Annotated in this window: 9 protein-coding genes and 1 riboswitch; of the genes, 4 read left to right on the top strand and 5 right to left on the bottom strand. The window is 69.4% G+C overall.

The window, feature by feature from the left end; translation table 11 throughout:
* Positions 1-59: 59 nt before the first annotated feature.
* From ACFV0T_RS30510 to ACFV0T_RS30490, 5 genes are all read right to left on the bottom strand, one after another.
* Positions 60-1,076 (bottom strand): ribonucleotide-diphosphate reductase subunit beta, encoded by a 1,017-nt coding sequence (locus ACFV0T_RS30510; protein WP_385786013.1) that lies wholly within the window; start codon positions 1,074-1,076, stop codon positions 60-62.
* On the bottom strand, positions 1,076-3,436 hold the full coding sequence (locus ACFV0T_RS30505) for a ribonucleoside-diphosphate reductase subunit alpha (RefSeq protein ID WP_385786010.1): 2,361 nt from the start codon (positions 3,434-3,436) through the stop codon (positions 1,076-1,078). The genes ACFV0T_RS30510 and ACFV0T_RS30505 overlap by 1 nt, the downstream gene beginning before the upstream one ends.
* 125 nt (positions 3,437-3,561) lie before the next feature.
* A riboswitch (cobalamin riboswitch) is annotated at positions 3,562-3,747 on the bottom strand.
* Between the two features lie 161 nt (positions 3,748-3,908).
* Complete coding sequence (gene mctP, locus ACFV0T_RS30500; RefSeq protein WP_385786007.1) at positions 3,909-5,519, bottom strand: monocarboxylate uptake permease MctP; 1,611 nt, start codon at positions 5,517-5,519, stop codon at positions 3,909-3,911.
* Entirely contained in the window at positions 5,516-5,782 is a 267-nt protein-coding gene (locus ACFV0T_RS30495; RefSeq protein ID WP_385786004.1) for a DUF3311 domain-containing protein, read from the bottom strand. The genes mctP and ACFV0T_RS30495 overlap by 4 nt, the downstream gene beginning before the upstream one ends.
* Positions 5,783-5,900: 118 nt before the next feature.
* Entirely contained in the window at positions 5,901-6,665 is a 765-nt protein-coding gene (locus tag ACFV0T_RS30490) for a GntR family transcriptional regulator (RefSeq protein WP_385786001.1), read from the bottom strand.
* A gap of 419 nt (positions 6,666-7,084) precedes the next feature.
* On the opposite strand from ACFV0T_RS30490, the gene ACFV0T_RS30485 reads away from it, so the two are divergent.
* From ACFV0T_RS30485 to ACFV0T_RS30470, 4 genes are all read left to right on the top strand, one after another.
* Complete coding sequence (locus ACFV0T_RS30485; protein ID WP_385785998.1) at positions 7,085-8,365, top strand: extracellular solute-binding protein; 1,281 nt, start codon at positions 7,085-7,087, stop codon at positions 8,363-8,365.
* Positions 8,366-8,528: 163 nt separating this feature from the next.
* The gene (locus tag ACFV0T_RS30480; protein WP_385785996.1) at positions 8,529-9,524 is read left to right on the top strand and encodes a carbohydrate ABC transporter permease; all 996 of its coding nucleotides are present in this window, start codon (positions 8,529-8,531) and stop codon (positions 9,522-9,524) included.
* Positions 9,521-10,351, top strand: coding sequence for a carbohydrate ABC transporter permease (locus ACFV0T_RS30475; RefSeq protein WP_385785993.1), 831 nt, complete (start codon positions 9,521-9,523; stop codon positions 10,349-10,351). Before ACFV0T_RS30480 ends, ACFV0T_RS30475 begins: the two co-directional genes overlap by 4 nt.
* 9 nt (positions 10,352-10,360) lie before the next feature.
* Positions 10,361-11,854, top strand: coding sequence for a glycoside hydrolase family 3 protein (locus ACFV0T_RS30470; RefSeq protein WP_385785990.1), 1,494 nt, complete (start codon positions 10,361-10,363; stop codon positions 11,852-11,854).
* Positions 11,855-11,932: the final 78 nt, after the last annotated feature.

Raw genomic sequence — 11,932 nt, 5'->3', positions numbered from 1 at the left:
GAGCTGCGCATCGACCGACAGCTCAGGGAGGCCCAGGAGCTCCGGGAGAGCGGACGGACTCAGAAGTCCTCGTCCAGGTCGACGGAGCCCTCCACCGCGACCTGGTACGCCGACGGACGCCGCTCGAAGAAGTTGGTCAGTTCCTGAACCCCCTGGAGCTCCATGAAGGAGAAGGGGTTCTCGGAGCCGTAGACCGGGGCGAAGCCGAGGCGGCTCAGCCGCTGGTCGGCGACGCACTCGAGGTACTGGCGCATCGAGTCGGTGTTCATGCCCGGCAGGCCGTCACCGCACAGGTCGCGCGCGAACTGGAGCTCGGCCTCGACGGCCTCCCGGAGCATGTCGGTGACCTGCTGCTGGAGTTCGTCGTCGAAGAGCTCCGGCTCCTCCTTGCGGACGGTGTCGACCACGTCGAACGCGAAGCTCATGTGCATCGTCTCGTCGCGGAAGACCCAGTTGGTGCCGGTGGCCAGCCCGTGCAGCAGGCCCCGGCTGCGGAACCAGTAGACGTACGCGAAGGCGCCGTAGAAGAACAGGCCCTCGATACACGCGGCGAAGCAGATGAGGTTGAGCAGGAAACGGCGGCGGTCGGCCTTGGTCTCCAGGCGGTCCAGCTTCTCGACCTCGTTGATCCACCTGAAGCAGAACTCGGCCTTCTCGCGGATGGAGGGGATGCTCTCCACGGCGTCGAAGGCGGCCGTCCGGTCCTCCGGGTCGGGGAGGTAGGTGTCCAGCAGCGTCAGATAGAACTGGACGTGGACGGCCTCCTCGAACAGCTGGCGCGACAGGTACAGCCGCGCCTCCGGGGAGTTGATGTGCTTGTAGAGGGTCAGCACCAGGTTGTTCGCCACGATCGAGTCACCCGTCGCGAAGAACGCGACCAGACGGCCGATCAGGTGCTGTTCCGCCGGGGTCATCTTCGCGAGGTCGGCCACGTCCGAGTGGAGGTCGACCTCCTCCACGGTCCAGGTGTTCTTGATGGCGTCCCGGTAGCGCTCGTAGAAGTCGGGGTAGCGCATCGGGCGCAGCGTCAGCTCGAAGCCCGGGTCGAGGAGGTTCTGGTTACGGGTGGAGCTCATTACTGGCAGGCCTCGCAGGACTCGGGGTTCTCAAGGGAGCAGGCGACGGCGTCGGGGTCGACCGCCTGCTGGACGGGGATGGTGGCCTGCGCCTGTGCCGCCCGCGCGATGCGGGTCGCCGGGCGCGAGCGCAGGTAGTACGTCGTCTTCAGGCCCGACTTCCAGGCGTACGCGTACATCGAGGAGAGCTTGCCGATGGTCGGCGTCTCCAGGAACAGGTTCAGGGACTGGGCCTGGTCCAGGAACGGGGTCCGGGCCGCGGCCATGTCGATCAGACCACGCTGCGGGATCTCCCACGCCGTGCGGTACAGCGCCCGTACCTCGTCCGGGATCCACGCGAAGTCCTGAACCGAGCCGTTGGAGTCGCGCAGCGCCTCACGGGTGCGGGCGTCCCACACGCCGAGTGTCTTCAGGTCCTTGACCAGGTACGAGTTGACCTGGAGGAACTCGCCGGACAGCGTCTCGCGCTTGAACAGGTTGGAGACCTGCGGCTCGATGCACTCGTACACGCCCGCGATGGACGCGATGGTGGCGGTCGGCGCGATCGCCAGGAGCAGGGAGTTGCGCATGCCCGTGACGGCGATACGTTCCCGCAGGGCCGCCCAGCGCTCCGGCCAGGTGAGCTCGACGTCGTAGTGGTCGGGGTGCAGCACGCCCCGGGCGGTCCGGGTCTTCTCCCAGGCCGGCAGCGGGCCGTTGCGCTCGGCCAGCTCCGCGGAGGCCTCGTAGGCGGCGAGCATGATGCGCTCGGCGATCCGGGTGGAGAGGCGCTTGGCCTCCGGGGAGTCGAACGGCATCCGCAGCTTGAAGAAGACGTCCTGCAGCCCCATCGCGCCGAGGCCCACGGGACGCCACTTCGCGTTCGAGCGGCCCGCCTGCTCGGTCGGGTAGAAGTTGATGTCGACCACCCGGTCGAGGAAGGTGACCGCGGTGCGGACGGTCTCGTCGAGCCGCTCCCAGTCGATGTCACCGGCGACGACGAACGCGCCCACGTTGACCGAGCCCAGGTTGCAGACCGCCGTCTCCCCGTCGTCCGTCACCTCCAGGATCTCCGTGCAGAGGTTGGAGGAGTGGACCACGTGGCCCGGCTCGGCCGTCTGGTTGGCGGTGCGGTTGGCGGCGTCCTTGAAGGTCATCCAGCCGTTGCCGGTCTGCGCGAGGGTGCGCATCATCCGGCCGTACAGATCGCGGGCGGGGATCGTCTTCTTCGCCAGGCCCGCCGCCTCCGCCTCGCGGTAGACCGCGTCGAACTCCTCGCCCCACAGGTCGACCAGCCCGGGTACGTCGGCGGGGGAGAAGAGGGACCACTGCGCGTCGGCGTTCACCCGGCGCATGAACTCGTCCGGGATCCAGTGCGCGAGGTTGAGGTTGTGCGTACGGCGGGCGTCCTCACCCGTGTTGTCGCGCAGCTCCAGGAACTCCTCGATGTCGGAGTGCCAGGTCTCCAGGTACACCGCGGCCGCGCCCTTGCGCCGCCCGCCCTGGTTCACCGCGGCGACCGAGGCGTCGAGGGTCTTCAGGAACGGGACGATGCCGTTGGAGTGCCCGTTCGTGCCGCGGATCAGCGAACCCCGCGAGCGGATCCGGGAGTACGACAGACCGATGCCGCCGGCGTGCTTCGAGAGCCGGGCGACCTGGTGGTAGCGGTCGTAGATGGAGTCCAGCTCGTCCAGCGGCGAGTCGAGGAGGTAGCAGGACGACATCTGGGGGTGGCGCGTACCGGAGTTGAAGAGCGTGGGCGAGGACGGGAGGTAGTCGAGGCGGCTCATGAGCCGGTAGAGCGCCGCCACCTGGTCCAGCGCGTGGACGGTGTCGTCCTCGGCCAGGCCGCACGCCACGCGCAGCATGAAGTGCTGGGGCGTCTCGATCACGCTGCGGGTGATCGGGTGCCGCAGCAGATAGCGGCTGTGCAGGGTGCGCAGGCCGAAGTAGCCGAACCGGTCGTCGCCGTCCGGGTCGACGAGCGCGTCGAGACGGGTGGCGTGGACGCGCGCGAACTCCGCCGTACGGTCGGCGATGAGCCCTTCCCGGTGCCCGACGGTGACGGACTCGGTGAACGTCGTCACACCCTGCGAGGCGGCCTCGGCGGCGATGCCGACGGTCAACAGCCGGGCTGCCAGCCGCGAGTAGGCGGGGTCCTCGGAGATGAGCCCCGCGGCCGCCTCCGTGGCCAGCTCGCGCAACTCCGTCTCGTCCGCGCGCGCGGACCGGCCGCGCAGCGCGGCGGCGGCGACCCGGCCGGGGTCGGCGTCGGGGAGGTCGGCGGTCAGCTCGGTCAGGGTCCGCAGCAGCGCGGTACCAGGACCGTCGATCTCCCTCGCCGGGGTGGCTGAAGCCGGATCGGCTGGCGCGATGGTCACGTGGGGGCTCTCCCTCGCTCGGCACGGGGACCTCGCGGAGGGCAGCGGGCAGTACACGAGCGCACGGGGGCGTCGCGTCCACCGACCCATTCCACGAGGCCCGGACGTCAGGGCACCCGGACCGGACGGCCGGGCGCGCTGTCGGCAGGTCCTCGGACTGACTCGAGTGCGTGTCCGTTCTGGGACGGACATACACAAGTACACCGTTGCGGGACAGTTCCGGATTCGCACCGGATTCCCCTGCGGCGACAGCGAGCATGAGCATACATCTTGTGCCGGGCTGCGGTGGCACCACCAGATGTTGTGTCGTGTCGGCTTCGGAGCGTGTCAGAGCGTCAACTCACGGACCGGTGACAGGCGCGGCGAAGGGCGGCCGGGCCGATCGGCCCAGCCGCTTGACCTCACGTCCGCAACACCGGAGGAGCCGGATTTCTGCCCGGACGCCTCCGGTGTTCTTCCGCCGGGGCGACGCCTAGTGCGCCGAACCCGCCGTCGCCGGCGGCAGCTCCACCTGCACGCCGGGATCGCCCGCGTCCGCCGTGTAGTCCTGCGGACTGGTCTCGTCGACGCCGTCCGGGGCGTTGAAGGCGCGCAGCACGAAGGTGAGGAACACGGTCACCACCACGTTCAGCACGAACGCCGTGAGGCCGATGTAGCCGATCTCGCCGATCCCCGGGATCTCCTTCGCCGAGCCGCCGAAGTGCTTCTGCGTGGGCGAGGCGACCCCGTACGCGGCGAGCGTGCCGTAGAGCATGCCGACCGCCCAGCCCGCGAGCAGCGCCCAGCGGTGGAACCAGCGGGTGAACAGGCCGCCGACCAGGGACGGGAAGGTCTGGAGGATCCAGATGCCGCCCAGGAGCTGGAAGTTGATGGCGACCGTCTTGTCCATCGTGAGGACGAAGACCAGGGCCCCCACCTTCACCAGCAGCGAGACCAGCTTGGAGACCTTCGTCTCCTGCTGCGGTGTCGCGTCGGGCTTGATGAAGTCCTTGTAGATGTTGCGGGTGAAAAGATTCGCGGCCGCGATCGACATGATCGCCGCCGGGACGAGCGCCCCGATGCCGATCGCCGCGAACGCCACGCCCGCGAACCAGTCCGGGAACATGTTCTCGAACAGCTGCGGGATGGCCAGCTGCCCGTTGGTGACCTTGACGCCGGCCGCGATCGCCATGAAGCCGAGCAGCGCGAGCAGGCCCAGCATCAGGGAGTACAGCGGCAGGATCGTGGTGTTGCGCCGGATCACCTCACGGCTGCGGCTGGACAGCGTCGCCGTGATCGAGTGCGGGTACATGAACAGGGCCAGCGCCGAGCCGAGGGCCAGGGTGGCGTACGTCCACTGGCCCGCCTCGGCGGGGACGACCCCGCCCGCGCCGGCCGCGGTGAACTTGTCGCCCGCCGCCTTGAAGATCTCGTCGAACCCGCCGAGCTTGATCGGGATGTAGATGATGGCCACCGCGATCACGATGTAGATCAGGGTGTCCTTCACGAACGCGATCAGGGCGGGAGCGCGCAGCCCCGAGGAGTAGGTGTACGCGGCCAGCACGCCGAAGGCGATGAGCAGCGGGAGGTCCTTGACGAACCAGTTGGTGTTCTCGCCGCCGCCCACGCCCATCACGTCCAGGACGGCCTGGATGCCGACCAGCTGGAGCGCGATGTACGGCATGGTCGCGAGGATGCCGGTGACGGCCACGGCGAGGGACAGGCCCTTGGAGCCGAAGCGGCCGCGCACGAAGTCCGACGTCGTCACGTATCCGTGCTTGTGGGAGACCGACCACAGGCGGGGCAGGAACGTGAAGATCAGCGGGTAGACCAGGATCGTGTACGGCACGGCGAAGAAGCCGGCCGCGCCCGCCGCGTAGATCGCCGCCGGTACGGCGACGAAGGTGTACGCCGTGTAGAGGTCGCCGCCGAGCAGGAACCAGGTGACCCAGGTGCCGAACGAGCGCCCGCCCAGGCCCCATTCGTCCAGGCTGTGCTCGTTGTCCGGCCTGCGCCAGCGCGCGGCGAGAAAGCCCATGACCGTGACGGCCACGAAGAAGAAGATGAAGACGGCGAGTGCCACGCCGTTCACGCCGTCGTTCATGCGTCGGCACCGCCCTTCGTGGTGGTGCGGGCGCGCTGGTCACGCCGCCACAGCTGGTAGGCGATCACGGTGAGCGCGGTCGAGACGAGCACCCACAGCATCTGGTACCAGTAGAAGAACGGGATGCCGATGAACGCCGGATCCGTCTTCGCGTACGACCCGACCCACAGCATCGCCACGAAGGGCGCGACGAGACAGAGGCCGATGACGACGCGCACCGGCGTCACCACCGGCCCTCTGTTCACTTCTGGGGCATTTGACATCTGGCGGCTCCGTCCCCTCGCTGATCACCGTTGACGCGCAGGCAATCTAGGTCACGGTGTCGCAGGAACGGAACCCCTCGTCCGCATGACGGGCTTACCGCGTGCGCGGAAGGCGGGCTCAGTCCTGGGGACGCTTGAGCCTGGCCACGAACTTGTACCGGTCGCCGCGGTACACCGACCGCACCCACTCCACCGGCTGGCCGTCCTTGTCCAGCGAGTGCCGGGACAGCATCAGCATCGGCAGGCCGACGTCGGTGCCGAGCAGGCCCGCCTCGCGCGGGGTGGCCAGCGAGGTCTCGATGGTCTCCTCGGCCTCCGCGAGGTGGACGTCGTAGACCTCGGCGAGGGCGGTGTAGAGGGACGTGTACTTCACCAGCGACCTGCGCAGCGCCGGGAAGCGCTTCGCCGACAGGTGGGTGGTCTCGATGGCCATCGGCTCGGCGTTGGCCATGCGCAGCCGCTCGATGCGCAGCACGCGCCCGCCGGAGCTGATGTCGAGCAGGCCGGCGAGGGTGTCGTCGGCCGTGATGTAGCCGATGTCCAGGAGCTGCGAGGTGGGTTCGAGTCCCTGGGCGCGCATGTCCTCGGTGTACGAGGTGAGTTGGAGCGCCTGGGAGACCTTCGGCTTGGCGACGAACGTGCCCTTGCCCTGGATACGTTCGAGGCGGCCCTCGACGACGAGCTCCTGGAGCGCCTGACGGACCGTGGTGCGCGAGGTGTCGAACTCGGCGGCCAGCGTCCGCTCGGGCGGGACCGGAGTGCCGGGCGCCTGCGTCTCCGTCATCTCCAGCAGGTGCTTCTTCAGGCGGTAGTACTTGGGCACGCGCGCGGTACGGACGGTCGCCCCACCCTCGTTCTCCGCACTGCTGACGTCGGTGCTCATGCTCTGCCTTCCCGGCTCCGGGTGCCGAAGCGACCGACGTACCGTCGGCCGCGGCTCACATCGTGGCACGGCTTCGTGCGCGGGTGTCCCCCGCGGATGACCTCACACGCTCCGTGATCCCTTCTGTATACCGTTGGCCCTCGCTTTGGTCTAGTCCAGCGCGCCGGACCGGTGAGTGCGGTACAGGTGAACCGGGGCGCCCGTTCTGGTCGCTTGGAAATGAAAAGTCCCTGCATATCGCGGTCCCGTAACGGACGACTCGGCCCCCTTCGAACACCCTTGACAGCCCTATTGGTCTGGGCCAAGCTCCCCCCTACTGGTCTACACCATTGGTCCAGTCCCGGCCCCATGGGCGGTATGGCGCTTGACGGTCACCGCGGGGAGGCAGGGGGGTTTGTGGCATCCCTGAGGAGGGTGGCGTGAAGCGCAAGCTGACAGTCGCGATCGGTATCGCGGGCATGATGGTCTCCATCGCGGCGTGCGGGGGCAGCGGCGACGACGGCGGCGACAGCAAGGCCGGGGCGGACGGCTACAAGGGCCAGACGCTCACCGTGTGGGTCATGGACGGCTCTTCGCCGGACCAGTGGCAGAAGGACGTGACCGCCGCCTTCGAGAAGAAGACCCAGGCGAAGGTCAAGTTCGAGGTCCAGCAGTGGAACGGCATCCAGCAGAAGCTGACCACCGCGCTCTCCGAGGAGAACCCGCCGGACGTCTTCGAGATCGGCAACACCCAGACCCCGGCCTACGCCAAGACCGGTGGCCTGGCCGACCTCGCCGCCCTGAAGGGCTCCCTCGGCGCCGACTGGACCGAGTCCCTCAACAACTCCTCCGTCTTCGACGGCAAGCAGTACGCGGCGCCGTGGTACTTCGCCAACCGCGTCGTCATCTACAACAAGAAGGTCTGGGCCGACGCCGGCATCAAGGACCTGCCCAAGACGCGCGACGAGTTCTACGCCGACCTCAAGCAGATCGGCACCAAGACCAAGAACGAGCCGATCTACCTGCCGGGCCAGAACTGGTACCACTTCGTCGGCCTGACGGTCGGTGAGGGCGCCGAACTGGTCAAGAAGGACGGCGACAAGTACGTCTCCAACCTGGCCGACCCGAAGGTCGCCGCCGCCATGGAGACCTACAAGAAGTTCCATGCGCTGTCCAAGGCGCCGAAGGACAAGGACGAGGCCACTCCGCAGCAGGGCGAGGTCTTCGGCAAGGGCAACGTCGGCGCCATCATCGGCATGGGCTGGGAAGCGGGCATCGCCATCAAGGCCAACCCGGCCATCGAGAAGGAGATCGGCTACTTCACCATTCCCGGTGCCGCGGCCGACAAGCCCGAGGGCGTCTTCCTCGGCGGCTCCAACCTCGCCGTCGCCGCGGGCAGCAAGAAGCAGGCGCTCGCCGACGAGTTCCTGAAGATCGCCCTGTCCGACCAGTACGAGGGCGAGCTGGCCAAGCTCAACGGCGTCATCCCGAACAAGGAGTCGCTCCAGACCAACCTGACGGGCAACGCCGCCGCCGAGGCCGCCGCGCCGGCCGCCGCGGGCGGTGGCACCACGCCGCTGATCCCGGAGTGGGCCGCCGTCGAGAACGCGCCCAACCCGATCAAGACGTACATGACCGCCGTGCTGAACGGCAAGTCCCCGGCCGAGGCCGCCAAGCAGGTCGAGGACGAGTTCAACAAGCGCCTGTCGCAGCAGCAGTAGCGCCCGCAGGAGGCGGGGGCCGCCCGCCCGGCGGCCCCCCCCCCCCGCGGCGCACCCGTCGGGCGAAGGGTTGGGGAGCGAGAACGTGCAGTCCGCAAGGCCGCCCTCCCGGGCCGCGGGGGGCCCCACGGCGTCGAACCGGTCGAGAGAAGAGATGGCGAGCATGACCGTGCAGACCGAACGGCCGCCCTCCGGCCCGGCGGACGTCCGCAAGTCGGACGACGGAGGACCCGGCAGGCCCAAACCGCGAGCCGCGTCGCGCGCCGGCGCGCTCGCCCCGTACCTCCTGCTGCTGCCGGCCGGCGCGGCAACCGTGCTGCTGCTCGGCTGGCCGCTGCTGAAGGACCTGCTGCTGTCGTTCCAGAACCTCAACATGGGACAGCTGATCCAGCATGTCACCGAGTGGAACGGCTTCGACAACTACGAACAGGCCCTCACCGGAGAGGACTTCTGGCGCGTCACCCTGCGGTCGCTGCTGTTCACGGCCGTCAACGTCGTCCTGATCATGGTTCTCGGCACCCTGGTCGGCCTGCTGCTCGCCCGCCTCGGCCGGCGGATGCGGGTGACGCTGATGATCGGTCTGGTGCTGGCCTGGGCGATGCCCGTGGTCGCGGCCACCACCGTCTACCAGTGGCTGTTCGCCCAGCGCTTCGGTGTCGTCAACTGGGTGCTGGACAAGCTCGGCTGGCACTCCATGGCCGACTACAGCTGGACCAGCAGCCAGATGTCGACGTTCTTCGTCGTCACCCTGCTGATCGTCTGGATGTCGATCCCGTTCGTCGCGATCAATCTGTACGCGGCGACCACCACCATCCCCGGCGAGCTGTACGAGGCGGCGGCCCTCGACGGCGCCGGCGTCTGGAAGAGCTTCACCACGGTCACGCTGCCGTTCCTGCGGCCCTTCCTCTACGCCACCACGTTCCTGGAGATCATCTGGGTCTTCAAGTCGTTCGTGCAGGTCTTCACCATCAACGGTGGCGGTCCCGACCGCCTCACCGAGACGCTGCCCGTCTACGCCTACATCGAGGGCGTCGGCAACCAGCACTACGGCATGGGCGCGGCGATCGCCGTGCTGACCATCCTGATCCTGCTCGGCGTCACCGCCTACTACCTGTGGATCGTGCTCAAGCAGGACGATGAAGAGGAGGCCGGGCTGTGAAGCGCTCGCTCTTTGGCCGCGTATGGCCCAACGTCACGGCCGCCGTCCTGTTCGTCGGCTTCGTCTTCCCCGTGTACTGGATGTTCGCCACGGCCTTCAAGCCGACCGGCGACATCATCGCGGACGACCCGGTCTGGTTCCCGACCGACATCACCTTCGAGCACTTCAAGACGGCGACCGGCGTCGACCACTTCTGGACGTACGTCGGCAACTCGCTGGTCGTCACGGTCCTCGCGGTCGTCTTCGCGCTGGTCATCGCGCTCGCCGGGTCGTTCGCGCTGGCACGGATGCGGTTCCGGGGCCGGCGCGGCTTCATCATCGGCTTCATGCTGGCCCAGATGGCGCCCTGGGAAGTCATGGTCATCGCGATGTACATGATCGTGCGCGACGCCTCGCTGCTCAACAGCCTCGTCCCGCTGACCGTCTTCTACATGATGATGATCCTGCCCTTCACCATCCTGACGCTGCGCGGCTTCGTCGCCTCGGTGCCCAGGGAGCTGGAGGAGGCCGCGCTGGTCGACGGCTGCACACGCGCCCAGGCCTTCCGCCGGGTCATCCTGCCGCTGCTCGCGCCGGGCCTGATGTCCACCTCGCTGTTCGGCTTCATCACCGCCTGGAACGAGTTCCCGCTCGTCCTGGTGCTCAACAAGGAGGCCGAGTCGCAGACGCTCCCGCTGTGGCTGTCCAGCTTCCAGACCGCCTTCGGCAACGACTGGGGCGCGACCATGGCGGCGTCCTCGCTCTTCGCCGTCCCGATCCTGATCCTCTTCGTCTTCCTCCAGCGCAGGGCCGTCAGCGGCCTGACCGCCGGCGCCGTGAAGGGATAACGCCATCCGATGACGACATTCGCCAGCGGCACCGACACGCTCACCCGCGACGCCCTGACAGTCCTCCAGCCCGGCTTCCCGGGCACCACGGCCCCCGACTGGCTGCTGCGCCGCCTCGGTGAGGGCCTCGCCTCCGTCGGACTGTTCGGCCGCAACATCGCCTCGCCCGAGCAGCTGGCCGCCCTGACCGCGCAACTGCGCGCCGAGCGGGACGACGTACTGGTCGCGATCGACGAGGAAGGCGGCGACGTCACGCGCCTGGAGGTGCGCACCGGCTCCAGCTTCCCCGGCAACCACGCGCTCGGCGCGGTGGACGACGTCGAGCTGACCCGGGCGGTCGCCTTCGAGCTCGGCCGACGGCTCGCGGGGTGCGGCGTCAACCTGAACTGGGCGCCCTCAGCGGACGTCAACTCCAACGCCGCCAACCCGGTCATCGGTGTCCGCTCCTTCGGCGCCGACACCGCGCTGGCCGCCCGGCACACAGCCGCCTACGTCACCGGGCTCCAGTCGGCAGGCGTCGCCGCCTGCACCAAGCACTTCCCGGGCCACGGCGACACGGCCGTGGACTCCCACCACGCGCTGCCCCGCATCGACGTCGACGCCGAGGTGCTCGCGCAACGCGAACTGGCCCCCTTCCGCGCGGCGATCGCCGCCGGCACCAGGGCGGTCATGAGCGCGCACATCCTGGTCCCCGCCCTCGACCCGGACCACCCCGCGACGCTGTCCCGGCGCATCCTCACCGGCCTGCTGCGCGGTGAACTCGGCTACGACGGCCTGATCGTCACCGACGGCATGGAGATGCGGGCCATCGCCGCCACCTACGGCATCGAACGCGGCAGCGTCCTCGCCGTCGCGGCCGGCGCCGACGCGATCTGCGTGGGCGGCGGTCTGGCCGACGACGAGACCGTACGGCGCCTGCGCGACGCCCTCGTCACGGCCGTGCGCTCGGGCGAGCTGCCCGAGGAGCGGCTGGCCGACGCGGCGGAACGGGTGCGCGCGCTGGCCCGCTGGACGGCGACGGCCGCTCCCACGCAGACGCGGGAGACGCCTGCGGCCGGTATCGACGTGGGGCTCGTCGCCGCCCGGCGCGCACTCACGGTGACGACCGCGCTCCCGTACGAGCCGCCCGCCGAACCCCCCTACGTCGCCGTCCTCACCCCGGTCGCGAACATCGCCGTCGGCGACGAGACCCCCTGGGGCGTCGCGGCCGAGCTGGCCCGTCTGCTGCCGGGCACGGAGACGGGCAGCTTCGCGGGCGAGGACGCGGGGCGGGCGGCGCTGGTGTCGGCGGGGGAGCGGCGGATCGTGGCCGTCGTCCGCGACGAGCACCGGCACCCGTGGATGGCGACGGCCCTCGACATCGTGCTGGCGGCCCGGCCCGACACCGTCGTGGTCGAGATGGGCGTCCCGCAGGCCACGCCCCGCGGCGCCCTGCACATCGCCACCCACGGCGCGGCCCGCGTGTGCGGCCGGGCGGCGGCGGAGGTCATCGCGGGCCGGTAGCCGCGCCGCGGACACGGATGCGGAGCGGATACGACACAGGCGCCGGGCTCTCACGGGGGGAGTGCGGCGCCTGTGTCG

The organism is Streptomyces sp. NPDC059582 (assembly GCF_042735715.1).
Taxonomy (GTDB): domain Bacteria; phylum Actinomycetota; class Actinomycetes; order Streptomycetales; family Streptomycetaceae; genus Streptomyces.
This window is presented reverse-complemented; position numbering and strand designations above follow the sequence as displayed.